This window comes from Roseateles sp. DB2 (assembly GCF_051857535.1).
GTDB lineage: Bacteria > Pseudomonadota > Gammaproteobacteria > Burkholderiales > Burkholderiaceae_C > Roseateles_B.
In genome coordinates this window covers 25,162-50,648 of sequence record NZ_JBPZGY010000004.1, presented here as the reverse complement: position 1 = coordinate 50,648, position 25,487 = coordinate 25,162, and the positions used below count along the sequence as shown (strand labels likewise).

22 protein-coding genes are annotated in these 25,487 nt (G+C 68.8%); 7 read left to right on the top strand and 15 right to left on the bottom strand.

Going from position 1 to position 25,487, the window contains the following annotated elements; all coding sequences use genetic code 11:
• Position 1: 1 nt before the first annotated feature.
• From ACS5PK_RS07625 to ACS5PK_RS07605, 5 genes are read left to right on the top strand one after another with little or no spacing between them, the layout of a single operon-like run.
• Positions 2 to 1,057 (top strand): hypothetical protein, encoded by a 1,056-nt coding sequence (locus ACS5PK_RS07625; protein WP_439439637.1) that lies wholly within the window; start codon positions 2 to 4, stop codon positions 1,055 to 1,057.
• A 1-nt stretch (position 1,058) separates the two neighbouring features.
• On the top strand, positions 1,059 to 2,441 hold the full coding sequence (locus ACS5PK_RS07620; RefSeq protein ID WP_439439636.1) for a hypothetical protein: 1,383 nt from the start codon (positions 1,059 to 1,061) through the stop codon (positions 2,439 to 2,441).
• Positions 2,442 to 2,451: 10 nt separating this feature from the next.
• The gene (locus ACS5PK_RS07615) at positions 2,452 to 3,768 is read left to right on the top strand and encodes a hypothetical protein (RefSeq protein WP_439439635.1); all 1,317 of its coding nucleotides are present in this window, start codon (positions 2,452 to 2,454) and stop codon (positions 3,766 to 3,768) included.
• Between the two features lie 21 nt (positions 3,769 to 3,789).
• Positions 3,790 to 4,719, top strand: coding sequence for a hypothetical protein (locus ACS5PK_RS07610; RefSeq protein ID WP_439439634.1), 930 nt, complete (start codon positions 3,790 to 3,792; stop codon positions 4,717 to 4,719).
• A 2-nt stretch (positions 4,720 to 4,721) separates the two neighbouring features.
• Complete coding sequence (locus ACS5PK_RS07605) at positions 4,722 to 6,227, top strand: hypothetical protein (protein ID WP_439439633.1); 1,506 nt, start codon at positions 4,722 to 4,724, stop codon at positions 6,225 to 6,227.
• Positions 6,228 to 6,500: 273 nt separating this feature from the next.
• Here ACS5PK_RS07605 and ACS5PK_RS07600 read toward each other — a convergent pair whose 3' ends face one another.
• From ACS5PK_RS07600 to ACS5PK_RS07540, 13 genes are all read right to left on the bottom strand, one after another.
• Positions 6,501 to 6,953, bottom strand: coding sequence for an ester cyclase (locus ACS5PK_RS07600; RefSeq protein WP_439439632.1), 453 nt, complete (start codon positions 6,951 to 6,953; stop codon positions 6,501 to 6,503).
• 332 nt (positions 6,954 to 7,285) lie between these two features.
• Positions 7,286 to 7,768 (bottom strand): GreA/GreB family elongation factor, encoded by a 483-nt coding sequence (locus ACS5PK_RS07595; RefSeq protein WP_439439994.1) that lies wholly within the window; start codon positions 7,766 to 7,768, stop codon positions 7,286 to 7,288.
• A 68-nt stretch (positions 7,769 to 7,836) separates the two neighbouring features.
• Positions 7,837 to 8,286 (bottom strand): dUTP diphosphatase, encoded by a 450-nt coding sequence (gene dut / locus ACS5PK_RS07590; protein ID WP_439439631.1) that lies wholly within the window; start codon positions 8,284 to 8,286, stop codon positions 7,837 to 7,839.
• A gap of 63 nt (positions 8,287 to 8,349) precedes the next feature.
• Entirely contained in the window at positions 8,350 to 9,558 is a 1,209-nt protein-coding gene (gene coaBC / locus ACS5PK_RS07585; protein ID WP_439439630.1) for a bifunctional phosphopantothenoylcysteine decarboxylase/phosphopantothenate--cysteine ligase CoaBC, read from the bottom strand.
• A 36-nt stretch (positions 9,559 to 9,594) separates the two neighbouring features.
• The gene (trmB, locus tag ACS5PK_RS07580; RefSeq protein WP_439439629.1) at positions 9,595 to 10,329 is read right to left on the bottom strand and encodes a tRNA (guanosine(46)-N7)-methyltransferase TrmB; all 735 of its coding nucleotides are present in this window, start codon (positions 10,327 to 10,329) and stop codon (positions 9,595 to 9,597) included.
• Between the two features lie 61 nt (positions 10,330 to 10,390).
• Positions 10,391 to 11,707 (bottom strand): thymidine phosphorylase, encoded by a 1,317-nt coding sequence (deoA, locus tag ACS5PK_RS07575; RefSeq protein ID WP_439439628.1) that lies wholly within the window; start codon positions 11,705 to 11,707, stop codon positions 10,391 to 10,393.
• Between the two features lie 4 nt (positions 11,708 to 11,711).
• Entirely contained in the window at positions 11,712 to 12,491 is a 780-nt protein-coding gene (gene deoC, locus ACS5PK_RS07570; protein ID WP_439439627.1) for a deoxyribose-phosphate aldolase, read from the bottom strand.
• A gap of 41 nt (positions 12,492 to 12,532) precedes the next feature.
• Positions 12,533 to 13,378 (bottom strand): purine-nucleoside phosphorylase, encoded by an 846-nt coding sequence (locus ACS5PK_RS07565; protein ID WP_439439626.1) that lies wholly within the window; start codon positions 13,376 to 13,378, stop codon positions 12,533 to 12,535.
• Positions 13,379 to 13,412: 34 nt separating this feature from the next.
• Complete coding sequence (gene cdd, locus ACS5PK_RS07560) at positions 13,413 to 13,829, bottom strand: cytidine deaminase (protein WP_439439625.1); 417 nt, start codon at positions 13,827 to 13,829, stop codon at positions 13,413 to 13,415.
• A 10-nt stretch (positions 13,830 to 13,839) separates the two neighbouring features.
• Complete coding sequence (locus tag ACS5PK_RS07555) at positions 13,840 to 14,805, bottom strand: ABC transporter permease (protein WP_439439624.1); 966 nt, start codon at positions 14,803 to 14,805, stop codon at positions 13,840 to 13,842.
• Positions 14,798 to 15,916: an ABC transporter permease gene (locus ACS5PK_RS07550; RefSeq protein ID WP_439439623.1), complete on the bottom strand. Its 1,119-nt coding sequence runs from the start codon at positions 15,914 to 15,916 to the stop codon at positions 14,798 to 14,800. The genes ACS5PK_RS07555 and ACS5PK_RS07550 overlap by 8 nt, the downstream gene beginning before the upstream one ends.
• Positions 15,913 to 17,463 (bottom strand): ABC transporter ATP-binding protein, encoded by a 1,551-nt coding sequence (locus tag ACS5PK_RS07545; protein WP_439439622.1) that lies wholly within the window; start codon positions 17,461 to 17,463, stop codon positions 15,913 to 15,915. The genes ACS5PK_RS07550 and ACS5PK_RS07545 overlap by 4 nt, the downstream gene beginning before the upstream one ends.
• Before the next feature lie 112 nt (positions 17,464 to 17,575).
• Positions 17,576 to 18,559, bottom strand: coding sequence for a BMP family lipoprotein (locus ACS5PK_RS07540; protein WP_439439621.1), 984 nt, complete (start codon positions 18,557 to 18,559; stop codon positions 17,576 to 17,578).
• A gap of 503 nt (positions 18,560 to 19,062) precedes the next feature.
• Between ACS5PK_RS07540 and ACS5PK_RS07535 the strand changes: the two genes are divergently transcribed.
• Together ACS5PK_RS07535 and feoB are read left to right on the top strand one after the other, a co-directional pair.
• Positions 19,063 to 19,371 carry a FeoA family protein gene (locus tag ACS5PK_RS07535; RefSeq protein WP_285983235.1) on the top strand — a complete coding sequence of 103 codons (309 nt, stop codon included), beginning with the start codon at positions 19,063 to 19,065 and terminating at the stop codon, positions 19,369 to 19,371.
• A gap of 70 nt (positions 19,372 to 19,441) precedes the next feature.
• The gene (gene feoB / locus ACS5PK_RS07530) at positions 19,442 to 21,313 is read left to right on the top strand and encodes a ferrous iron transporter B (protein WP_439439620.1); all 1,872 of its coding nucleotides are present in this window, start codon (positions 19,442 to 19,444) and stop codon (positions 21,311 to 21,313) included.
• A gap of 464 nt (positions 21,314 to 21,777) precedes the next feature.
• On the opposite strand, the gene ACS5PK_RS07525 is transcribed toward feoB, so the two are convergent.
• Together ACS5PK_RS07525 and prsT are read right to left on the bottom strand one after the other, a co-directional pair.
• Positions 21,778 to 22,197 (bottom strand): hypothetical protein, encoded by a 420-nt coding sequence (locus ACS5PK_RS07525; RefSeq protein WP_439439619.1) that lies wholly within the window; start codon positions 22,195 to 22,197, stop codon positions 21,778 to 21,780.
• 375 nt (positions 22,198 to 22,572) lie between these two features.
• Positions 22,573 to 25,353, bottom strand: a complete 2,781-nt coding sequence (prsT, locus tag ACS5PK_RS07520; protein ID WP_439439618.1) for an XrtA/PEP-CTERM system TPR-repeat protein PrsT — start codon at positions 25,351 to 25,353, stop codon at positions 22,573 to 22,575.
• Between the last annotated feature and the right edge of the window lie 134 nt (positions 25,354 to 25,487).

Here is a 25,487-nt window from a genome sequence, read left to right as displayed (position 1 = left end):
CATGACGCAACCGATGTTCAAGCACGTGGCGCAGTCGCTGGCGGTGGCCTCGCGCCGCCTCGGCGTCAGCGATCCCATGGACTACGTGGGCCCCATGCTGCAGCGCAGCTTCGCCCGGCCCGAGAACGACCTGGCCTATGCCAACAACGCGCTGACGCCCGGCGCGGTGCCCTATGAGCCCTCGTTCTCGGAGAGCGAGCCGCGCATGCTGCGCTTCACCATCTCGCCGCTGGAGCCTGAGGCCAGCCCCATGGCCCGGCGTGACGAGGCCACGCGCGAGCTGCGCCGGCTGGTCTACCCCATCTTCGGCCGAGACGCCCTGCGCTGGTTCGACGAGCGCAGCGAGGCCTGGCGTGGCATGTCCGGCCTGTCGTGGATGAACTTCGGCGCCTGGTTCGGCAGCGCCTTCGACGAGGACGGGCTCTACGCCGCCAAGATCTACTACGAGCTCAACCCGCAGCAGATCGAGGCCCTGAGCCCGGGCCTGGCCCGGCTCACGCGCCGGGTGATGATGCTCTACCCGCGGCTCATGCCCATCTTCACCAGCATCGGCTGCAAGCGCGACGCCGGCTCGCAGCGCGTGACCTTCATGCACCGCGGGCCGCTGGTGCTGTCGGAGCTGGGATCGCTGATGAACGAGCTGGGCCTGGCCCAGCGCCTGCCCTCGCTGATGCGCGCCGTGGGCGTGGCCCTGGGCGGGCGCTTCGAGCTGCCGCACGGCTCGGCCCTGCTGGGCCTGCGCGAGTCGCCCGAAGGTGTCGAGCTGAAGCTGGAGATCCTGCTCTCCGCACTGCCCGACCTGCCCACGGGCTTCGTCGATCTGGTCCGCCTGGGCCTGGCCGAGCGCCCGCGCCAGCTGCTGGCCCTGGAGCGCTGGCTGCAGGCCTTCGGCGTGGACGATGCGCGCGAGCAGGGGCATTTCTCGGTGCTGTCCGTGCGGGTCACGCCGCGCAGCGACGCCCGCATCAGCCTCTACGTGCGCCCCATCGAGTTCGAGCTGCGCGACCAGATGAACGAACGCGCGCTCGCCGGTCAAGCCCTGAGCCCCGAGGTGTGAGATGAGTGCCCTGCCCGCCCCCAGCCCTTCGTCCGCCACGCCGCCCGTCAGCCGCGAGACGCTGCAGGCGACCCGCAGCTCCGTTCGCGCCCTGCTGGAGCAGAGCCCGGCCTATACCCGCCTGGCGCCGGACACCCAGCGCCAGCTGGCCCACGACCTGGTGCAGGTCGGCGCCTTCCTGGCCGAGCCGGGCATGAAGGTCGACCCGCAGCAGGCAGCGCCCGAGGTGCAGTCCCTGGCCGCGGGCGGCCTGCTGGGCTTCGGGGCGCTGAACAACCAGGCCAATGCGCGCGGCAGCACCAGCAGCGTCAAGGACGTCGAGGCCGACGACGCCCCGGCCTTCGGCGCCGCCGTGCGCACGGGCGTGGAGCAGGCCGTGGCCATGATCAAGGGGGTGAACTTCCCCGGCTTCGTCAGCGGCCTGATCAACGGCGTCTTCCACAGCATCGTCACCAGCTCCATCGAGCAGATGGAGGCCTATGCCAAGCTGGTGGCCGACGTCTCCAAAAGCCTCAACCAGTTCCGCGACGAGAACACCACGGCCAACCAGGGCCGGGACAACCTCATCGAGCGCTTCCCCGACCTCTTCCAGCTGCAGGAGCCCGGCCAGGGCGACTTCAGCTTCGGCGACGCGCCGGCCACCGGCCCGCGCGTGACCCTGCGCGAGGGCGTGGAGGAGAAGGACGCCATCGCCCGCATCAACGGCAGCGGCCTGCCCCTGGCCCAGCCCCTGCAGCGCATCGACGACAACCTCATCGAGGCCCTGCTCGTGCCCGCCGCGCGCACCACCATCGCCACCGGGCGCCAGCAACTGCTGGCCACCATGGTGATGATGGGCATGCAGCGCATCGTGGTGACCGACGGCAAGATCTCGGCCAAAGTGCTGTTCGACTTCCAGGCCCGCGACAACCGCCGCTTCCAGAAGAGCGCCGTCAAGTACGACTACGCGACGGACATGTACGGCAACGTCCAGAAGACCCACAGCGGCGAAGGCCAGTGGGACTACAAGAAGGAAGGCGGCAGCGAGACCCGCAGCGACACCGGCGTGCTCACCGGCAAGACCGACGCCAGCACCTACTCCACCGGTGCCTACAAGTACAACGAGGCGCCCGTCGTCACGCTGATGAGCACCAGCCAGCTGCGCGACGACTCCTCGCTGCAGACCAAGGCCAGCCTGGCCGGCCATGTGGAGGTCAACTTCAAGAGCGACTACCTGCCGCTGGAGAAGATGGCCGACCCGGCGGCCATCGCCGCCATCCAGATGAACTCGCAGCCAGGCATGGTCAAGACGATGGCGGCGCGGCCGGTCACCACCACGCCGGGTGCGGCAGCGCCCGCGGCGGGCACGCCTGCGCAGGCCCCCGCTCCCGCCCCCGCCGCCTGAGGACCCCGCCATGCCCAGCACCGCGCCTCCGACCCCTGCCCCGGCTGCCTCGCACGACTGGCTCGACGACGCCACCCTGTCCACCGTGCGACCGCAGGTGCGGGCCCTGCTGGCCCAGAGCGAGGGCTTCCGCGCCCTGCCTGCCGAGCAGCAGCGCGAGATCGCCCAGACCATGGTGCGCGTGGCCTCCTTCATGGCCAATCCGCAAGGCCTGGCGCGCGAGGAGTTCGAGCGCCCGGTCGTGCGCAAGGACGGCGTCGACACGCCGGACCCGGACCAGCAGCCGCGCAGCGAGGCGGCTTCGGTCGAGGCCCTGGCCGGCGGCGTGGGTGCGGCCAAGGACAAGGCCTCGGAGAAGGTGGGCACCTTTGCCGGCGCCGACTTCAAGGCCGGCGCCCTCAAGCAGGGCACCGATCAGTTCAAGAACCTGGTCAGCGCGGTGGACTTCCCGGCCTTCGTGGGCGGGCTGATCCAGAACGTGTTCCAGGCCATCGTCAACGCCAGCATCCAGCAGATGCAGGCCTATGGCGAACTGCTCAAGTCCGTGGCCCAGACCGTGGACCAGTTCGCCCAGGACAACATCAGCCTGGACCAGGCCCGCGGCTGGTTGAGTGACAAGTTCCCAGACGCCCTCAGCATCGGCCGTGGCGAGGACGACGAAGGCGGCACGGGCCAGCGCCTGCAGCTGCGCAACGAGGACAACGAAGGGGCGCTGGCCCGCATCAACCAGGAGCTGCAGCTGCTCAAGCCCGTCACCGATCTCTCGGATGCGGACCAGGAAGCGCGCCTCGTGGCCGCGGCCCGCGTGCAGATGGCGCGCTCGCGCCAGCAGATGCTGGCCTCCATGACCCTGCTGGGCATCAACCGCATCGTGGTCACCGACGGCGCCATCAACGCCAAGGTGGTGTTCGACTTCCGCGCCAGCGACCAAGCCCTGCGCAAGGCCAAGGCAGGCCTCTCGGACCGCGAGCAGATGCACAACAGCAACACCTCCGCAGCGGCGGGCGGCTTCCTCGGCTGGGGCGCTGCCACGGTGAACCGCAACGACTACGACCACATGACCACCGTCCAGTCCTCGGTGGACGAGAGCAGCGAGTCCAAGGCCTCGCTGAAGGCCAAGCTGACCGGCGAGGTGCGGGTCAACTTCAAGAGCGACTACTTCCCCATGGAGAAGCTGGCCACGCCGGGCATGCTGGCGTCCATCCAGGGCAATGCCACGCCCTTCGACCCCAATCCACCGAGGCCTGCGGCACCCGGTGCCGCGCCCGCGCCGGCCGGCACTGCCGCAGCCCCCGCCGGCCAGACGCCCCCGCGCATGGCCGCCTGAGGCCCGCCCTGGAGCATCGCCGTGAGCTGCGAGACTGCCCCGCCCCCTACCGCCACGGCCCTGGCCGGCGGCGATGCCTTGCCGCCCGCCCCCGAGCCGGCGGTCCTGGCGCTGTCCACCCTGCTGGACCAGGCCGAGGCCCTGCAGGCCGCCCACCTGCCCGCCCTGCGCCTGCTGGCCCAGGGCCTGGACCTCGGCGCCATCGACCTGCCCGAGCCGGCCCGCCCCACGCGCGCGCCGGCCCAGCTGGGCGTGCTCGCCAGCCTCTACCTGGTGCAGGAGCTGGAGCCCATGATCCGCGCCAGCGAGCGCATTGCCGCGCTGTGGAGCAGCGGCGCCATCAGCGTGGCCCTGCCCAAGCTGGAGCCCCTGCTGAAGAAGCTGTGGAAGGAGCGCCGCCAGCGCCTCTCGGGCGACGAGCGCCGCGCCCTGCTGGCCCAGGCCTTCGATCCGCAGGACTTCGAGCCCGCCCTGGCCCGCCTGTGCGGCGCCCTCGTGCCCCTGGCCGACAACGCCGGCCAGCACGATGTGCGCGAGGAAGTCGGCCTCCAGCATGCGGCCCAGGGCCTGCTGGAGATTGCCGCCAGCCGCCTCGAAGGCATGCTGCTGCAGGCGGCCGACGAGCTGCTGGGCCAGCTGCGCAGCGCCCTGCAGCTGCTGGGCGACCGCCAGCTACAGACGGCCTTCGGCGTGCGGGACCTGCACGGCCTGGTGCGCGCAGCCCTGGTCCATGAGCGCGAGGTGCTGGGCGACCTGCGCCAGCGCTTCGACCGCGCCCGCGCCGGCAGCCAGGTGCTCATGTGGCTGGCTCAGGCGGCGAGCCAGGGCTTTGCCATCGCGCCGGCTGATCCCGCCCTGCAGACCCTCATCGCGGCAGCCGAGCGCTGGCGGCTCTCCGCCCGGGGCGAGCGCCCCGAGGTGGTGAACCTGGCCCTGCTGGAGGCCTTCTGACCATGGAGGCGCTGAGCCCTGCCCCTGCCCGAGCCCGTGCACCAGCGCCGTCGCCGCCATCCCCCGGGGCCACTGCGCTGGGGCTGGAAGCCGACACCCCGCCGCCCTGGCTGCGCGCCGCCGTGCGCCAGCAGCTGGCCCACACCCAGGCCTATGCCGAGCTGCCGCCGGAGCAGCGCCGCGACCTGGCCCAGGCCATGGTCAAGGTCTCGCACCTCGTCGCCCTGAGCCTGCAGGAAGAGCACGAGGCCGAGCAGGCCATCCGCCGCCGCCAGCCCCGCGCGCAGCAGGCTGCCGTGCAGAGCCTGGAGGCCCAGCCCGACTTCGGCACGGCCACGCGCCAGATCGGCCAGACCACGCGGGACACGCTCAATGCCATCAGCTTCCCCCGCTTCGTGACCGACCTGCTCAATGGCGTGTTCCGCGCCATGAACGACTCCAACCAGACCCAGCTGCAGCAGTACCTGCAGCTGCTCAATGCCGTGTCCGGCTCGGCCCAGGGCTTCGAGCAGCTGGCCACGCACGAGACGCAGGCCCGGCAGTGGCTGGTCGACCACTTCCCCGACCAGTTGGAGATGGACGCCCCCGAGGCCCCGGACCCCGAGGACCGCCCCGAGCCCGGCGAGACGCCCGACCCCGACGACGCCCCCGAGGTGCCGCGCCTGCGCCTGCGCCCCGGCGGCCACATGCCCGAGCCCGACACCCTGCGCGCCGCCTTCGGCCTGGGCCCCAACGAGCCCATCGAGGCGGCCAACCCCGAAGCCCTGGTGCCCTTCGCGCGGCGCCAGCTGGCCCGCCAGCGCCAGCAGATGCTGGCCACCATGGTGATGATGGGCATGAACCGCATCGTGATCGACGCCGGCAAGATCAACGCCGCCATGCGCTTCCACATCGACACCCGCAGCGCCGCCTCCCAGGACCGCGGCAGCCAGTTCGGCATGCAGAACCGGGTCAAGGCGGGTGGCAGCTTCGGCATCGGTGCCTGGGGCGCCAGCGCCGAGGTCGAGAACACCATCTCCTACGTCAACACCGAGCGCAGCCAGCGCACCGAGGAGATCAACACCGAGGCCGAGCTGAACTCCTCCGTGGAGCTGCATTTCCATACCGATGCCGTGCCCCTGAACCGCCTGGCCGCTCAGGCGCAGGCCGATCGCATCCGCAATGCCAGCATCAACCCGAGCGCGGAACTGGAGACCGCCCACCTGAACGCCCGCCAGCAGCGCCGCGAGGGGGTGCGCACGGGCGACGAGGCCCGCCGCACGAGCATGAACAGCGCCGTGGGCGGGGTGAGCCAGCCCAGCATGCGGGATGCGCCCTTGCCGGTGCCGGCGCCGGGGAGCACGGGTGGGACGGGGGGAGCTAGCGGCGGTGGTGGGGAGAGTGGGGGCGCTGGAGGAGCGTCGGGCGCCAGCGGTGCTTCAGGCGCGAGCGGTGCGTCGGGCGCCAGCGGTGCTTCAGGCGCGAGCGGTGCGTCGGGCGCGAGCGGGGGCACCGCGACGACGCCCTGACGTCGGATGGGGCGCAGTTCCAGACCGCATCTGCGTGAGCTGTGCCACGCCACTGGTGGCGACGGCGGGGAGTGAATGGAGGCCTGTTGAGCGCTTGCTATCTGGGCCCGCACCGACACCCGAGTGCAACAAGGCCGCCTGTAGATGTGCAGTCTGTTCTCTGTGCCACTGCATCGATCCCGAACTCAGGTCTGGATGGGAACACAGCAAAGGCAGGTATCGAAAACAGTCCTCATTGAGCTTGCATAGTTACCGGGAGGTCCCTGTAAAGGGTTAGGCATCGCCGCGTTGCCGGTTCGGCTTCCGCAAGGTTCGAGAAAGCGACTTTCGGCCGAGAAGCAGTCGTTCAGCAAGTTCCGTGACAACCCACTCCTCCGCAATGAGTGTGCCGGACAAGCGACTAACCACCATCTCCCGCCAGATGATGGGCTGACCTGTACCAGGGAAGCCTTTGAAGGGACCTGTATGGGTTGCGCGCATGGTTCTCTGCCAACTCACGGTGTCTGATGAGTCAAGGAAGAACCGCACCTCAACACTCAGGTCGGGAAACGCTCCGCGATACAGATCGACAACTGATCGAACCAAACTTGTTCCACCTAGTACGTCCTGATCCGTGATGTGAACAACGTAGTCCGGAGCGAAGTACTGACTTATGGCGTCGACTTGGCCATCGCGAAACAGCGTGTAGCTGGCATTCAGGATCTGATCTCGGGCAGCGTGGTTCATGTGTAGCAGCGGGTTTGTTGCGATGCCTAACGAATGAAAGGGACTTCCCCGTCCCGAACCAGCCGCGATGCGGCGAACGGCAACCAAGTGCCACGAAGGGAAGTGCGATCTCTCATCAACTCATTCGGAAGGGGAAGTCAGGGCCATTTTGTGCGTGGGTATCGATCTCGCCAAGAACGTGTTTGCCCTGCACGGTGTCAATGAGCTTGGTGACCTGCGTACGCAAGGTGTAGCCACTCAGACACAAGACCCAGCCCCCCCAACCACAAGGTTTCAGCCAAGGCCGCATCTGCGCCGAACGACACCTTCACGCGCCTTGAACTCGCTGCCGCCTATTCAACCCACAGCACCTCAAACTGCTGTCGGACGGCAACGACCTGCATCAACACCTCATCACCCTCGCATTTCCCCAGCACAGCCTTGCACAAGGGCGCTTCGCTGCTGATGACCTGCACCCACTGAGCGTCGCTGAGCAACTTCATGCTGCCGCCCTCAGGACCGAGAAAGAGCTGCTGCTCCCCGCCGTCGGCATCGACCAGGCAGACCAGCGCGCCCAGCTGTATGCCTTTGCTCGGGTCGTAGGGGCGGGGTTGGAACTGGCGCCACTGGGCCATCGCCTGACGGATGGCTTCGGCGCGACGCGCTTGGCCGGTGGCCAGGTAGGCGGCCTCCAGCCCCAAGGTGTCGTACTTGTTCTCGGCGATGTTCTCTTCATGAGTCGCCGTTTCATGGGCCACCCGCGCGGCCTGTTCGGCCTGCAGCAGGTCAGCGGCGAGCTGGTCCAGCACTCGCTGCCGCAGCAAGAATTTGTCCATCATGGAAGGCCGGCCTCTCGAACAAGCGGGGGCGGATCTTGCCACCAGCCCGCGTCAGGCTGAGCGCCTCAGTGCTTGCCCGTCGAGCCGAAGCCGCCTTCGCCGCGGTCGCTGGTGCCGAACTCATCCACCACCCGGAACTGGGCCTGCACCACCGGCACGATCACCAGCTGGGCGATGCGCTCCATGGGCTGGATCACGAAGGCGGTCTGGCTGCGGTTCCAGACGCTGACCATGAGCTGGCCCTGGTAGTCCGAGTCAATCAGGCCCACGAGATTGCCCAGCACCACGCCGTGCTTGTGGCCCAGGCCCGAGCGCGGCAGGATCACGGCCGCCAGGCCCGGGTCGGCGATGTGGATGGCCAGGCCGGTGGGCACCAGATGGGTCTGGCCGGGCTCCAGGGTCACGGCGGCGTCCAGGCAGGCGCGCAGGTCCAGGCCGGCCGAGCCGGGCGTGGCGTAGGCGGGCAGCTGCTCGGCCATGCGGGCGTCGAGGACTTTCAGGTCGATGGTGCTCATGGGATTCTGGGAGAGAGGTCGAAAGGGGTCAGGTCTTGCCACCTGACCGAACAGGGGTGGCGCTCAGCCGACGCGCCGGGCAATCTCGGCCACCAGCTGGCGGGCCAGCGTGAGCTTGTCGGCGCGGGGCAGCTCGGTCTCGCGGTCGGCCTCCACCAGCACCAGGCTGTTGTCGTCCTTGCCGAAGGTGGCCGGGCCGAGGTTGCCCACCACCAGGGGCAGCTTCTTGCGCAGCAGCTTCTCGCGGGCGTGCTTGACGAGATCCTGGCTCTCGGCGGCAAAGCCCACGCAGTAGGGCGCATCGGGCAGCGCGGCCACGGTGGCGAGGATGTCCGCGTTTTCGGTCAGCTCGAAGGTGGGCGCGCTCTTCTTGCCGTCCTTCTTGATCTTGTGCTCGTTGAGCTGGGCGGGGCGCCAGTCGGCCACGGCAGCCGTGGCCACGAAGACCTCGTGCTGCGGCGCGCGCGGCAGCACGGCCTCCAGCATCTGCTGGGCGCTGGTGACGTCGATGCGGCGCACGCCCACCGGCGTGGGCAGGTGCACGGGACCCGCGATCAGCGTGACCTCGGCGCCGGCCTCGGCGGCAGCGCGCGCGATGGCAAAGCCCATCTTGCCGCTGGAGAGGTTGGTGATGCCGCGCACCGGGTCGATGGCCTCAAAGGTCGGGCCCGCCGTGATGAGCAGGCGGCGGCCCTGCAGCAGCTTGGGCTGGAAGTGCGCGATGACGGCCTCCAGCAGCTGCTGCGGCTCCAGCATGCGGCCATCGCCCACCTCGCCGCAGGCCTGGTCGCCGTGGCCCGGGCCCAGCACCTGGGCGCCATCGGCCTGCAGCTGGGCGATGTTGCGCTGGGTGGCGGGGTGGGTCCACATCTCGCGGTTCATGGCCGGTGCGACCAGCAGGCCGCAGCGCTCGCGCGGGCGGGCCAGGGCGGTGAGCGAGACCAGCTCGTCCGCACGGCCCTGCACGAGGCGGGCGATCATGTCGGCGCTCGCGGGGGCGATGAGCATCACATCGGCCTCGCGGCTGAGGTTGATGTGCGCCATGTTGTTGGGCTCGCGTGCGTCCCACTGGCTGGTGTAGACCGGCCGGTTGGACAGCGCCTGCATCGTGACCGGCGTGATGAAGGCCTCGGCGGCCTCGCTCATCATCACCTGCACGGTGGCCCCGGCCTTCACGAGCAGGCGGGTGAGTTCGGCGACCTTGTAGCAGGCCACGCCGCCGGAGAGTGCCAGCAGGATGTGCTTGCCGGCCAGTGGGAGTGCGTCAGACATGAGCGGGGACTCTATCAGCCGGGGCGCAGCCGCGCTTCAGCGTTTCTTGAAGACCAGGTCCCAGACGCCGTGGCCCAGCTTCAGGCCGCGGTTCTCGAACTTGGTGAGGGGCCGGTAGGCCGGCTTCTCGGCATAGCCCTGGGCCGTGTTCTGCAGCTGCGGCTCGGCGCTGAGCACCTCCAGCATCTGCTCGGCATAGGGCTGCCAGTCGGTGGCGCAGTGCAGGTAGCCGCCGGGGGCGAGGTGCTCGATCAGCTTGGCCACGAAGGGCGTCTGGATCAGGCGGCGCTTGTTGTGGCGCTTCTTGTGCCAGGGGTCGGGGAAGAAGATGTGGATGCCGGCCAGGCTGGCCTTGGGGATCATCTGCTCCAGCACCTCGACGGCGTCGTGCTGGAAGATGCGGATATTGGGGATGTCCTGCTCGCCGATCAGCTTCAGCAGCGCGCCCACGCCGGGCTCGTGCACCTCGCAGCCGATGAAATCGTGGTCGGCCAGGGTCTGGGCGATCTGCGCGGTGGCGCCGCCCATGCCGAAGCCGATCTCCAGCACCACCGGGGCCTTGCGCCCAAAGACGGCCTCGCAATTCAGGGGCGTGCCAGCCTGGAAGGGCAGCACGAAGCGCGGGCCCAGCTCGGCCAAGGCCTTGATCTGGCCCGTGCCCATGCGGCCGGCGCGCACGACGAAGCTCTTGATGGCGCGGCGCGGGGCCTCGCCCTCAGCGGGCGTGGCGTCTTGGGTGTCGGGGGGCGTGAGGTCAGGCGGCGTGGTCATGGGAAATTCCGGGCGAAGGGCCGGGATTTTACCGGCGCCCTGCCCGATCGCCGCGGCCTGCTCAGCCGATGACGTCCATCACGATGGGCGCCGCGGCGACCGCGGTGCCCGGCTCCGCCAGGGTCACGGCCGCCTGGTAGGCCGCGATCACGCGCTGGGCCTGGGCCTCGTCGGCCGCATGCACCATCGCCAGCGGCTCGCCGGCCGCCAGGCTGGCACCCACATGCCGCACGGCGGACAGGCCCACGCGGAAGTCGATGGCATCGCTGGCCACGCGGCGGCCGCCGCCCATCTCGACGATGAGCAGGCCGATGTCGCGGGTCTTCATGGCCGACAGCACGCCGGCGCGCGGCGCGGGGATGGCCTGGATCACGGGCGCGGCCGGCAGGTAGGCCTGCGGGCGCTCCATCAGGTCGGCCGGGCCGCCCAGGGCGACCACCATCTGAGCGAACTTCTCGGCGGCGGCGCCGCTGTCCAGGGCCTGCTGCAGGCGGGCGCGGGCGGCGGCGGTGTCAGCCGCCAGACCGCCGATCACCAGCATCTCGGCGGCCAGGGCCAGGGTCACCTCGTGCAGGCGCGACTCCTGGCGCTCGCCCTTGAGGTAGGCGATGGTCTCGGCAATCTCCAGGGCATTGCCCACCTCGTCGCCCAGGACCTCGTTCATGTCGGTGATCAGGGCACGGGTCTTGAGACCCGCCCCACCGGCCACGGCCACGATGCTCTCGGCCAGCTCGCGGGCGAAGGCGGGCGTGCTGGCGAAGGCGCCGTTGCCACACTTGATGTCCATGGACAGGCCCTGCAGGCCCGCCGCCAGCTTCTTCGAGAGGATGGAGGCAGTGATCAGGGGCACGCTCTCCACGGTGGCGGTGACGTCCCGCGTGGCGTAGAAGCGCTTGTCGGCCGGGGCCAGGTCGCCCGTCTGGCCGATGATGGCGCAGCCCAGCTCACGCACGATGCGGTCGAAGCGGGCCGGGTCCGGCGTGGTCGTGTAGCCGGGGATGGCTTCCAGCTTGTCCACGGTGCCGCCGGTGTGGCCCAGGCCGCGGCCAGCGATCATGGGCACATAGCCGCCGCAGGCCGCCACCATGGGGGCGAGCATGAGGCTGACCTTGTCGCCCACGCCGCCGCTGGAGTGCTTGTCCAGCACAGGGCCGGGCATGTCGGGCCACTGCATCACGCGGCCGGAATGCATCATGGCGCGGGTCAGGTGCACGGCCTCCTCGCGGCCCATGCCGCGCAGAAAGACGGCCATGCCCAGCGCGGCCACCTGGCCCTCGCTCCAGCTGCCGTCGGTGAGGCCCTTCACGAAGGACTGGATCTGGGCCTCGGACAGGGCGTGGCCGTCGCGCTTGGTGCGGATGATTTCTTGGGCGAGCATGGATTCAATAAGCAGAGGTGACGGCCTGCGAGGCCTGGCCGGACAGCACGGATTCGATGTCCTTCAAGAGGCCGCTGGCGCCGAAGCGGAAGCGGCGCGCCTGCAGGGCGTCGGCGCCCAGCACCTCGGCCGCCAGTTGCAGATAGCCCTGGGCATCAGCCACCGAGCGGATGCCGCCCGAGGCCTTGAAACCCGCCGAGGCCATGCCGGATGCGGCGATCTCGCGCAGCATCACGCGGGCGGCCTCGGGCGTGGCGCTGACCGGGGTCTTGCCGGTGCTGGTCTTGACGAAGTCGGCGCCTGCGGCCAGCGAGAGGCGCGTGGCCTCGGCGATCAGCGCGGGGTCGGCCAGCTCGCCGGACTCGATGATGACCTTGAGTGTCAGCGGCCGGCTGGCATGGCGCACCTCGGCCAGGAACTCCTCCACCTCGCTGCGCTGGCCGGCCTGCAGGGCGCGCCAGGGCAGCACCACGTCGACCTCGTCGCCACCGGCTTGGGCGATGGTCTCGATGTCGGCAATGGCGCGGGCCACGTCCAGGGCGCCATCCGGGAAATCGGCCACGGCGGCCACCTTGATCTCCGGCGGCAGCATCGATCGCGCTTGCGACACGAAGCGCGGCCACACGCACACGGCGGCCACGGGGCCGAAGGCGGTTTGGGCACGCTCGCACAGGGCGGTCACGTCGGCGGCGGTGTCAGCGTCGTTGAGGCTGGTGAGGTCCAGGCACTGCAGGGCCAGGCGTGCGGCCTGGAGCAGGTCCAGGCGGTCTTGTGTCGTTGTCATGCGGTTCTCCCTGGGCGACCCCAGGCCGCCCTTTGTGTGGCTCAGCCCTTGAGCGAGTCCAGCCCGGCCATGCCGGCGATCACCTGGGCCAGGTAGGCCGCGGCGCGCGCGCCTGAGGCTTGGGCCTGCTGCAGGGTCAGGGCGTGGGTCAAGGCCTCCTCGGACAGGCCGGCGGCCATATTGGTCATCAGGGCCAGACCCATGACGCGCAGGCCGGCGTGACGGGCCAGGATGGTCTCGGGCACGGTGCTCATGCCCACGGCGTCGGCGCCCCAGGCAGCGAACATGCGGATCTCGGCCGGCGTCTCGAACTGCGGGCCCAGGGCCCAGCAGTAGACGCCCTCGCCCACGATCAGGTTCTCGGCCTTGGCCACGGACTTGGCGTGCTGGCGCAGCTCGGCGTCATAGGCGGCACTCATGTCCACGAAGCGTTCGCTGCCGGGCTCGCCCACCAGAGGCGAGCGCTGCGGGGCGTTGATGTGGTCAGAGATCAGCATCAGGGCGCCCGGCGGCATGTGCGGGCGCAGGGAGCCGGAGGCGTTGGTCTGCACCAGCACCTTCACGCCCCAGGCCTTGAGGCTGCGCAGGGCGCCGGCCATGCCGGTGCAGTCGCCGCTCTCGTAGGTGTGGGCGCGGCCGCGCAGCATGACCACGCGCTGCGCACCCATGGTGCCGACGACGACCTCGTTCACATGCCCCTCGACCTTGGGCTGCGGGAAGGCCGGCAGCTCGGCATAGGACAGGTGCTGGGCACCCTGCACCTGCTCCACGGCGCCGGCCCAGCCGGAGCCCAGCACCACGGCCACTTCGGGCGCAGCGCCGAACAGGGCCTGGAGCTTGGCGACGCTGGCGTCGATCTTGGGATTCAGTGTGTTGCGGTCGATCATGGGTCTTCTCCGTGTTCTTTTGAGGGACGGACGCTCAGAACCTGAGGTGGTCCGGGCCGAAACTGGCGGGCAGCAACTGCTCCAGCGTCCAGTGGGCCTTGATGCCGGCGGGGTCGGCGGCGATGACGATCAGGTCACCGCTGTTGAATTCCCGCAGCTTCTGGCGGCAGCCGCCGCAGGGTGTGATGATCTCGGGGCCGGGGCCCATCACCAGCACCGCGCGGGCCTGGCGGCCGCCGGCCATGACCATGGCGCCCAGGGCCGTGGTCTCGGCACACCAGCCCTGCGGGTAGGCGGCGTTCTCGATGTTGCAGCCGGCGTGCACGCGGCCCTGCTCGTCCAGCACCGCGGCGCCCACGGCGTACTTCGAGTAGGGCGCATGCGAATGGCTGCGGGCGCCGGCCGCGGCGGCCAGCAGCTGCTGCAGCAGCGCGTCGTTAAGGGGCAGCATGGCTCTTCCTTCAGCGTTCTTTGACGTAGGGCCGGCCCAGGGCCTTGGGCGCCAGGGCCTGGCCGATAAAGCCGGCCAGCAGGATGACGGTCAGCAGATAGGGCAAGGCCTGGATGGCCTGCACCGGCACCTCGCCGACGCCCGGCAGCTTCACGCCCTGCAGGCGTATGGCGACAGCATCGAGGAAACCGAACAACAGGCAAGCTGCCGCGGTAGGCAGGGGCTTCCACTTGCCGAAGATCATGGCGGCCAGGGCGATGTAGCCGCGACCGGCGGTCATATTGGGCGCGAAGGAGGCGTTCTGGGCCAGGGTCAGGTAGCTGCCGGCCAGGCCGCACAGCAGGCCGTTGAGCAGCAGCGCGCCATAGCGCAGGCCCTTCACCGAGACGCCGGCCGCCTCGACCATGGCCGGGTTCTCGCCCACGGCGCGCAGGCGAAGACCCGGGCGCGTGCGCTCCAGGAAGTACCAGACGGCGAAGACCAGCGCGAAGGCCGCGTAGACCAGGCCGTTGTGGCTCAGCAGGCCATGGCCGAAGACCGAGGCGAACCACTGCCCTTCGGCGGGCTCGGCAAAAGCCGGCACCAGGCCATGCAGGCGCACCTCGGGCGAGACCGGCGGGGTCTGGCCACCTTGGGCGAACCAGGCAATGCCCAGCACCACCGTGAGGCCCGCCGAGACCATGTTGATGGCCACGCCCGACACCACCTGGTCACCACGGTGGCTGACGCAGGCAAAGCCATGCACCAGCGACCACGCGCAGGCCACCAGCAGCGCGGCCCCGACGGCCAGCAGCGTGGAACCCGTCAGCGCGCCCACCGCCGCCGCGGCAAAGGCGGCCGACAGCATCTTGCCCTCCAGGCCCAGGTCCACCACGCCGGAGCGTTCGGACAGCAGGCCGGCCAGCGCAGCCAGCAGCAAAGGCGTGGTGACGCGCAGGGTGGAGGCGATCACGGAACCGATCAGAACTTCATCCATGCTTGGACTCCTGGCGCTTGAAGGCGGCGTAGAGCTTCGCAAACATCGGCGCCGACACCATGGCCATCGCCCCCGCGAACAGCACGATCAGACCCTGCACCGTCACCACCATTTCCCGCGAGAAGCCCGGCACCTCGAAGGACACCTCGACCCCGCCCTGGTACAGCACGCCGAACAGCAGCGAGGCCATGACGATGCCCACCGGGTGGTTGCGCCCCATGAGGGACACGGCGATGCCGGTGAAGCCGGCACCAGCAACGAAGTCCAGGGTCAGCTTGCCCTGCACGCCGGAGATCTCGTTGATGGCCACCAGGCCCGCCAAGGCGCCGGACACCCCCATGGCCACCAGCACCTGCAGGCGCGGGCGGATGCCGGCGTAATGCGCGGCCTCGGGCGCTGAACCCACGGCGCGCAGGCGGTAGCCGGCGCGGCTCTTCCACAGGAACCAGCCCACGAAGACGCTGGCCAGCAGCGCCAGCACCAGGCTCAGATTCAGGGGCGAGGACGGCCACTCCATGCCGAACTTCTCCGCCAGCGCGTGCAGCGTGGGCATGCGGGCGCTGTCGGCGAACTCCAGGCTTTCGGGCGACATGGAGCCCGCCGGACGCAGCCAGTTCACCAGCAGGTAGACGTTCAGGCTGGCCGCCAGGAAGTTGAACATGATGGTGGTGATCACGATGTGGCTGCCGCGCCAGGCCTGCAGATAGGCCGGCACCGCCGCCCAGGCCGCGCCGAACAGCGCCGCACCCAGCACCAGCAGGGGCAGCATCACCACGGCCGGCAGCTTGGGCGAGAGCCACAGCGCCAGCAAGGCCACGCCCAGGCCGCCGAAGGTGGCCTGCCCTTCCCCACCGATGTTGAAGAGCCCGCCATGGAAGGCCACGGCCACGGCCAGGCCGGTGAAGATGAAGGTGGTCGTGTAGTACAGGGTGTAGCCCAGGCCGCGGCCGCTGCCCAGGGCCCCTTCGACCAGCACGGAAAAGGTCTGGGCCGGGCTCTGGTGGATGGCCAGCACCACCAGGGCGGCCACGCCCAGCGCGACAGCCAGGTTCCACAGGGGCAGCAGCACCAGGTCCATCCAGCGCGGCAGGGTCAACGATTGCGCGCTCATGCCTGCGCCTCCTCGGGCTGGGCCGTCATCAGCAGGCCCAGGGTCTTTTCATTGCAATCGGCGATGGCCAGCTCGCCGGTCACGCGGCCGGCGTTCATCACCACCACACGGTCGGCCAGGGCCAGGATCTCGTCCAGTTCGCTGGAGACCAGCAGCACGGCACAGCCTTCGGACGCCAGGCGGCGCAGCTGGCCGTGGATGAACTCGATGGCGCCGATGTCCACGCCGCGGGTGGGCTGGCCCACCAGCAGCACGGCGGGCTTCTGCGCCATCTCACGGGCCAGGATCAGCTTCTGCTGGTTGCCGCCGGAGAACTTGCTGGAACCCAGCAGCGGGTCGCGGGGGCGCACGTCGAAGCGCTCCATGAATTCGGCCGTCTGCGTCTTCATGTGGGCCTGGTCCATGGACAGTCCCAGCGGCCCGGCGCGGTACGGGTCCTGCTCGTGGTAGCCCAGGGCCGCAGTCTCCCAGGCGGGAAAGCTCATCACCATGCCGCACAGATGTCGATCTTCGGGCACATGCGCCAGACGCAGGGCACGGGCCTGCGAGGGCGTCATCCAGGCCCCCGGCTCGAAGGACTGCCCGGCGACCTGCAGTTGGCCGGATGCAGGCGCCTGCATGCCCGACAGCAGGGCCAGCAGCTCGCTCTGGCCATTGCCGGACACGCCGGCCACGCCGACGATCTCGCCCGCCCTCAGGTCCAGATCCACACCCTTGAGCGTCTGCACCCCCTGCTCGTTGCGCAGGCTCAGGCCGCGGGCCTGCAAGCGCAGCTCGCCGGCCCTGCCCGCCTCGCCTTCCTCGCGGCCCAGGCTGACCTTGCGGCCCACCATGGACTCGGCCAGGTCCTCGGGATTGGTCTCGCCGATGGCCACGGTCTTCACCACCTGGCCGGCACGCATCACGGTGACGGCGTCGCACAGGGCCATCACCTCCTTGAGCTTGTGGGTGATCAGCAGGATGGTCGTGCCCATGGCGCGCAGCTGGCGCAGGGTCACGAAGAGCTGCTCGGTCTCCTGGGGCGTCAGCACCGCGGTGGGCTCGTCCAGGATCAGGATGCGGGCGCCGCGGTACAGGGCCTTGAGGATCTCCAGGCGCTGCAGCTCGCCCACCGGAAGATCGCCCACCAGGGCATCCAGGCGCACCTGCAGGCCGGTCTCGCGCATGAGGGCTTCCAGCTTCGCCCGGGCCGCCTTCTTGGCGCCACCAAGGAAGAAGCCGCCCTCGGCGCCCAGCATGACGTTGTCCAGGCAGCTGAGGGTCTCGACCAGCATGAAGTGCTGGTGGACCATGCCGATGCCCTGGGCGATGGCGACCTGGGAGTCGGGGATCTGCACGCGCCGGCCCTGGATCTCGATGTGGCCCTCGTCGGCCTGGTAGTAGCCGTAGAGGATGGCCATCAGCGTGGACTTGCCGGCGCCGTTCTCGCCAACGATGCCGTGGACCGTGCCGGCCGCAATGCTGATGCTCACGCCGCGGTTGGCCTGCACGGCGCCGAAGCGCTTGGAGATCTCGCAGAGGCGGACCGCCGGCTGGACGGTGCTCATCGGAGCTGTCATGGGAGGATGGGGATGTGGCGCTGGGAGGGCGCCACGCCGGACGCCCCGCGATTTCCGGGCGGCAGGCCCGACCGGGGTCAGGTCTTGCCGCGGGGGCTCGTCAGTACTTGCAGGCGTTGTCCGCCATGTAGTCGGCGACCTTGATCTTGCCGGCGATGATGTCGGCCTTGTAGGCCTCGACCTTGGCCTTGATCTGCGGGCTGATCAGCTTGGCGTTGTGCTGGTCGACGGCGTACTCGACGCCGTTCTCGGCCAGGCCCAGGATCTTGATGCCAGGCTGCCATTCCTTCAGCACGTTGTAGACGGCCACGTCCACGCGCTTGACCATGGAGCTGAGCATGGTGCCGGGCTGCAGATGGTTCTGGTTGCTGTCCACGCCGATGGCCAGCTTGCCGGCGTCCTTGGCCGCCTGGTAGACGCCCACACCCGTGCCCCCGGCGGCGGCGAAGACCACATCCACGCCCTTGGCGAACTGGGCCTTGGCCAGCTCGCCGCCGCGCGTCGGGTCATTCCAGGCCGTGGCCGTGGTGCCGGTCATATTGGCCTGGATGTCGATCTTGGGATTGGCCGCCTTGGCGCCCTGCTCGTAGCCGCACTGGAACTTGCGGATCAGGGGAATGTCCATGCCGCCCACGAAGCCCACCTTGCCCGACTTGCTGGTCAGCGCGGCCAGCGCGCCGATCAGGAAGCTGCCCTCGTGCTCCTTGAAGACCACAGCCTGCACATTGGGCATGTTGACCTTCTCGTCGATGATGACGAACTTGGTCTTGGGGAAGTCCTTGGCCACCTGCTGCAGGGCCGAGGCCTGGGCAAAGCCCACCGAGATGATGGGGCTGGCGCCGCGCTCGGCCATGCGGCGGATGGCCTGGGCACGCTGGGTGTCGTTGCTGATCTCGAACTCGAGATAGTTCTTGCCTGTCTCGGCCTTCCAGCGCTCGATGCCGCGGTAGGCGGCCTCGTTGAAGCTCTTGTCGAACTTGCCGCCCATGTCAAAGATGACGGCCGGCTGCTGAGCCTGCGCGGTGGTGGCGGCCAGGGTCAGCGCGGCAAGAGCCGTCGCGGCGAAAGCGTGCATGGTCTTCATGGTGGGCAATTCCATCTCGACAGAACAGACAACAGACAGAAGGGGACGGCCGGCCCGCGGCCCCAGCCGCGCAACCCGCCCGGCGCTGCCACTGCAGCAACGCCAGCGCATTCTAGAAAGCGGGAGTGTATCGGCGAATGAGGAAAACGCTAAACGTTTGCGCGCCCGATTTTGCAGGGCCTGCTGCAGCAGGACGACGACATCCCAGCAGTCTTGTCAGCGCGAGGCAAGCGCCCTGCCAGCCGCCTCGACAACCCTGCGGGCAGGCCGCCCGGCGGGTGCATTGGCCTCGCAAGGAGGCGCTGCGCCAGCCTGCGTCCAGCGACAAGCCCGCCCCTGGAAAATCCGGCGCATCCCCCCCTCGCGGCGCCCCATCTGGAGGAAGACCCCTACAAAATTCACGCACCCGTCTTGCGCTGGCTCAAGGCTGACCCAATAAATGCGATTCTTTCTCATTTAGAATGGCAACATTCGTTTCCAGAGCCTTGCTCGCGGCAGACACCATGATTGCAGCCCCGTCCTTCACGCTGGCCCAGGCCGGCATCGGCCAGGCCCACCGGGTCAAGTCCCTGCACGCACCGGCCCATGCGCCGGAGTGGCCGCAATGGCTGGAGGAGATCGGTTTTGTCAGCGGCGAGCATGTCTCGGTGCTGGCCAAGGGTCTGCCGGGGGCTGATCCGCTGGTCGTTCGCATTGGCCAGTCCACCTTCGCGCTGCGCCGTGCCGAGGCCGACTGCATCGAGTTGGCCCTGCCCCACGAGGCGCCTGAACTGACGAGCACGCCTGCCCTGGGCCAGCAAGCCCTGGCATGAGCAAGGCACGATGGCCCGAAGGGGCCCTTTCCCGCCTGGCGGGACAGTACGCAGCGCGAAAGGCGCTCCCATGAGCGAAGCCGTCATCCATGTGCATCCGGCCGGCCCGCTGCTGGCCCTGGTCGGCAATCCGAACTGCGGCAAGACCGCCCTCTTCAATCGCCTGACCGGCAGCCGCCAGAAGGTGGCTAACTACGCCGGCGTGACCGTCGAGCGCAAGGAAGGCCGCGTGCAGACGCCTCAAGGCAAGAGCCTGCGCTTGCTGGACCTGCCGGGCACCTACAGTCTCTATCCGCGCTCGCCGGACGAACGCGTCACCTGTGACGTGCTGGCCGGACGCGCCGTCGGCGAGAAGCGGCCGGACCTGGTCGTCTGCGTGCTGGACGCCACCAATCTGCGCCGCAATCTGCGGCTGGTGCTGGCGGTGCAGCGCATGGGTCTGCCGTGCATCGTCGCGCTGAACATGGCCGATCTGGCCGCCAAGCGCGGCCTGCACATCGATACCGAGAAGATGTCCCGGGCCCTGGGCGTGCCCGTGGTGCGCACCGTGGCAACCAAGGGCGAAGGCCTGGACGAGCTGCGAGAGCTGCTGGGCCAGCGTGAGCATTGGCCCGAGGTCCCGGCCCAGGGCGAACCCAGCACCGATCCGCAGGACCAGGCCCGTGTCAATGCCCTGCTCCATGAGCTGGGGCTTGACCAGCAGACGCCCGAGCTGCCCAGCGACCAGCTGGACCGCTTCGTGCTGCACCCGGTCCTGGGCCCGCTGCTGCTGGCCGTGCTGCTGTTCTTCCTGTTCCAAGCGGTGTTCAGCTGGGCCGAGCCGCCCAAGGACCTGATCGAGTCCGCCATCGCCTGGCTGGGCGCCCAGGTGGGAGGCGCGATGCCCGAAGGCTGGCTGCGCAGCCTCATCGTTGACGGCCTGATCGCGGGCGTGGGCGGTGTGCTGGTCTTCCTGCCCCAGATCCTGATCCTGTTCTTCTTCATCCTGGTACTGGAGGAATCTGGCTATCTGCCCCGGGCGGCCTTCCTGCTGGATCGCATGATGGGCAGCGTGGGCCTGTCAGGCCGCAGCTTCATTCCGCTGCTGTCCAGCTTTGCCTGCGCCATCCCGGGCATCATGGCCACGCGCTCCATCGCCAGTCCGCGCGACCGCCTGGTGACCATCCTGATCGCCCCCCTGATGACCTGCTCAGCCCGTCTGCCGGTCTATGCCCTGCTGATCGGCGCCTTCGTTCCGCAGCGCCAGTTGTGGGGCGGCATCCAGCTGCAGGGTCTGGTGCTCTTCGTGCTGTACCTGGCCGGCATTGTGGGCGCCATGGCCGTGGCCTGGGTGCTCAAGCGCTTCACCAGCGGCCAGCAGACGCGGCCACTGATGATGGAACTGCCCAGCTACCACTGGCCGCACCCGCGCAATATCGCCATCGGGCTGTGGCAGCGGGCGGTGATCTTCCTGCGGCGCGTGGGCGGCATCATCCTGGTCCTGACTTTGCTGCTGTGGCTGTTGGCCAGCTTCCCTGGGCCGCCGGAAGGCGCCACGGGACCAGCCATCCAGTACAGTTTTGCCGGCATGCTGGGCCGCGGCCTGGCCGTGATCTTCGAGCCCATTGGCTTCAACTGGCAGATCAGCCTGGCCCTGGTGCCCGGCCTGGCAGCGCGCGAGATCGCCATCAGTGCCCTGGGCACGGTCTACGCCCTGGCTGCCACTGGCGAGGACACGGCCCAGGCCCTGGCGCCGCTGATCGCCCAGAGTTGGGGCCTGCCCACGGCCTTCTCTTTGCTGGCCTGGTTTGTCTTCGCCCCGCAGTGCGTGGCCACGCTGGCAGCCGTGCGACGCGAGACAGGCGGCATGAAGATCCCGCTGATCATGGTCGGCTACCTCTTCGGGCTGGCCTATCTGGCGTCCTACATCACCTTCCATGTCAGCCGTTGGTGGATGAGTTGATCCCCCCCCTACGGCCTTCGGCCGCCCCCCCAGGGGGGCACGCCCGTAGGACCGGCAAAGCCGGATCCTCGGGCGTCGTGCGGGGGCGTGCGCCGGCTGCGCCGGGCGCACGCGTACTGGCGGAGGCGGAGGCTAGGACTGAGGATTGCACGCCGTACTGAGACGTTCACCAAGGGCATGCCCATGGGGCAGTAGAGCCGGATCCTCGGGCGTCGTGCAGGGCGTACGCAGGCTGCGCCGGGCGCAGGCGTACTGGCGGAGGCGGGGGCTAGGACTGAGGATTGCCCGCCGCCCTGAAGCGTTCCCCTGGAGCACGCCCAAAGGACACGTGGGGCGGCACCCTCGTACGTCCTCCAAGGATGCGCAAAGGCCATGCGCATGAGAGGCCCATGAAGGAGGCTGGATCGGTGGAACCGGTGACAGCCACCCCCCTCAGCTGATGACGGTGGAGGGCTGCGCCAGGATCAGAACGCCGCCTTGATCAGCTCCGCCAGCTGTGCATCGCTGATGGGCTTTGACTTGTTCATGAAGTCCGGCGTCGCGCAGACAGCACTACCACCGGACTTTGCGCAGACGCTTCGAATTTCCTTGTACTGAAACGCATCGCTACCGAGCGCTGGAAACGGCTGCATCTGGATGCCGGTTACGGACTTCCACATCGCAAATTGGTCCGCGGAAGCCAGGCGTAAGGTCAGTACTTCCTTGCCTTGGGCATCCTGGTAAACCACATCCGTCGCCTTGTGCCCGTACCCGGAAACTTGCCGGACGGTGTGCTTCACGGACGGCAGCCCGAGAATCTTGGCGACCGTGGAATCCGGGACTTCACCGCTAAAGGCCGGCAAGGAAAAAAGGCTGAGGCTCAAGGCAAGGCTGGCGATCTTCATCTTCTGTGCTCGTTTCGGATGCATAAGGGTCTCTGAGGCAGAGTAAGGGTGGTGGATCAGTGGGCGTCATACCTTGACTCTGCAATCAAGGCTTGCCCCAAGGTTCAAAAGCTTGTCATCCCAGGACCGAGGACGGCCCGCCCCGGCAGGCCGAGCTGCCCGGCCATCCATCACACGCCGACCTATAGCTCTGCAGAAGAAAGCAGACCATGGCCGCCGAGCCGACAGCCCAAGGGTCGACACTGATGGAGGCCGCCCTCAGCACCAGCCCTCAGCACCAGCCCTCAGCACCAGCCCTCAGCACCAGCCCTCAGCAACAGCCCTCAGCAACAGCCTTCAGCGGCTGCCCTCAGTGCCGGCCTTCCGCGATCACCTTCAGCGATTGGCCTCCGCCAGCAGCTTGTTGACCTCATCCTGCTGCGAGAAGGCCTTGCCTTGCTTGCTCAGCTGCTGCAGCTCCTGGCGCGCAGCCGACTTCTCGCCGGCTGCCAGCAGGTAGCGGGCCAGGCCAAGGCGGTAGACAGGCGCCTCAGGCGCCAGCTGCACGACCTTGCGCTGTACTTCCAGGGCCTTCTTGGCCTGTCCTTCGGCGGCCAAGGCCGTGGCATAGGTGTCCATCACGGCCGGTTGCTCGGGAGCAAGGGCCAAGGCCTTCTCGGCATAGTCCAGTGCGCCCGGCTTCTTCTGCATGCTCAGCAGCCAAGCCATATTGTTCAGCGCCCCCACCAGGTCCTGGCGCTTGGCCAGCAGGGCCCGGTAGTGCTTCTCGGCATTGGCATAGTCGCCGCTGGCCAGCGACATGTCGGCAAGGTAGAGGCCAAAGGTGATGTCCTCTGGATGGGCCTTGAGCCAGCCCTCCGCAAAGCTGTCGGCCTCAGCCGAGCGGCGAACCTTGCGCAGCAGGGCATGCAGGCGCAACGGTGCCTCGCCAGGCCGCTCCAGGGCCAGCGCCTTGCGCATCGCGGCCAGCGCGGGTTCGGTCGAGCCCAGCTCCTGCTGAACGATGCCTTCGGCAAGATAGCCTGCAGCCGCCTTGGGGTGTCGGGTCTGGAGGTCCTTGGCCAGGGCCAGGGCTTCCTGCGGGCGCTTGAGCTGCAGTTCCACCTGAATGGCAAGGGCGCGGCCTTGCAGGTCATCCGGCTTCACGTCCAGCAGCTTCTTCAGCTCACGCTGCGCCGCCTGGTAGTCCTTGTTGATGACCAGCACACCGGCGGTTCCCAATTGACCCACACCAGACTCCGGCATCAGCGAGGTGATCTTGCCAAAAGTGCTCAGGGCCTGGCCGTTCTCGCCAGCAGCCAGCTGCGCCCGCGCCAAGCGCTCCATCAGCTCGACGTTGTTGGGAATCGCTGCCACGGCCGCCTGCGCCGTATTGAGCGCCAGCTTGGCGTCGCGCCCGGCCAGCAACACGTCCAGCTGCATCTCGCGAGCCATGGCGTCGTTCGGATCGACGCGAACCGCCTCGTTGAGCGTCTTGAGGATTTGATCGTGCGGCTTGCCCAGCTGCGCATCCAGCTCGGCCAGGGCGCGCAGGGCCTGGGAATTCTTGGGGTTGTCCTTGATGTAGGACTCCAGGCGCGCGCGGGCCTGCTCGGGCTTCTTCTCGTTGACGTCAATGGTGACCAGGCCACCAACGGCCAGCAGCAGCTTGGGGTCCTTCTTGAGCACGGCATCGAAGGACTTGCGCGCCTCGGCCAGATTGCCCTGCGCCAGTTGGACGCGACCGCGCAGCAGCGGCACGTCCACGGAGTCGGGCTGCTTGCGCTCAAGGCCCTCGATGGCCTTGAGCGCGCCGACGTAGTCGCGGCGGCCAGCCAGGGCACTGATCAGGGCCAGGTCCACGCCGGCGCTCTTCTCGCTGGCAGCAATGCTGCTGAGCTCGGCCAGCGCGGCCTCGGAGGCTCCACTTCGACCGAGCTGCCCAATGGCCAAGGCCGCACGGTAGCGTTGGTCGTCGGGGCGCAGCGTGGACGCCCGCTTGAAGAAGTCCTCAGCCTGCTTCTGCTCGCCCAGCAGCATGCTGGCCTGGCCAGCCAGGGCCAGGGCTTCGCTGTCCTTGCTGCTGCTGTCCAGCAGCGGCTTCAGTGCGGCCAGAGCCTTGCCAGGCTGACGCAACTTGATCAGGGCCTGGGCATGCTGGTAGCGCAACTGCCCGGACTGCGGAGCCAACTGCACGGCCTTGGCCGACAAGGCCTCGGCCTCGCTGTAATTGCCAAGCCTGGCCTCGGCCATGGCCGCCATGCTCAGCAGGCCCAGATGCTCAGGCGCAGCGCGGCGCAGGGCCTGCACGAGTTCCTTGGCACGGCTGTAGTTGCCCGCAGCCATCTCGACCTTGGCTTCCAACAGGGCGGTCCGCCCGCCAGGCACGCCGGCCTTCTTCATGGCCGCCAGTTGCTGGCGCGCGGCGTCCACATCATTGCGGGCCAGGGCCATGCTCAGCAGGGCGTCATGCGCATCGAACTGATCGGGGCGTACCCCCAGCAGTTGCTGGAAGGTCTTGGCGGCCTCCTCAGGCTGGTTCAGTGCACGCAGCTGAAGCTGGGCCTTGAACAGCAGGGCATTGACGGACTTGGGGTGGGCCTTGAGCAGTTCGTCCAGGCCTTGCACGGCCTGATCAAAAGACTGCTGGCTGGACAGGATGCGTGCCTTCGCCAGCCCTGCCTGCTCGGAATCGGGGGCAGCAGCCATGGCGGCATCTGCCAACTGACGCGCCCGCTCCTTGTCGCCGGTGCCCAGGGCGGCCGCGCTCAGCTGCGCATCGAGGGCGGCCTGGGCGGACTTTTCAGCGAGGCGGGTGCTGCCATAGTCGTTGAGCACCTTCTTCAACTGGCCCTGGCTCAGCATGACCTGGACCAGCAGGGGGAGCACCTGCTCCTGAGGATGTTTGTATTCCAGGGCGCGGCGCAGCTCGATCTCGGCATTGGCCAGCTCGCCACTCTCCAGCAATGCCTTGCCCAGCAGGAAGCGGCCTTCAGGGCTGGACGGGTTCTTCTGGAGCAGGTTCTTCAGTTCGATGGTGGCCGTCTTGGCGTCCTGCTGCTGCAGGGCCGTCCGGGCGGAGGCCATCAACTCCTCTTCACTCTTTCCGCCGCAGGCAGCCAGCAGGCTCACACTCAGGACCAGGGGAAGGCTCAGTCGTCGGGCGCGCAGTTTCAAGTCAAAGTCTCCGAAGGTTTGCGGCGGGATCATGCCCCCAAGCGCCAAAGTTTGCAGCAGGGACACCCCCACACTCGCAGGGGCCCCGCCGCTTGAGGACTGTCATGCTGGCCTCGCAGCGGGCAGCGCCGGGG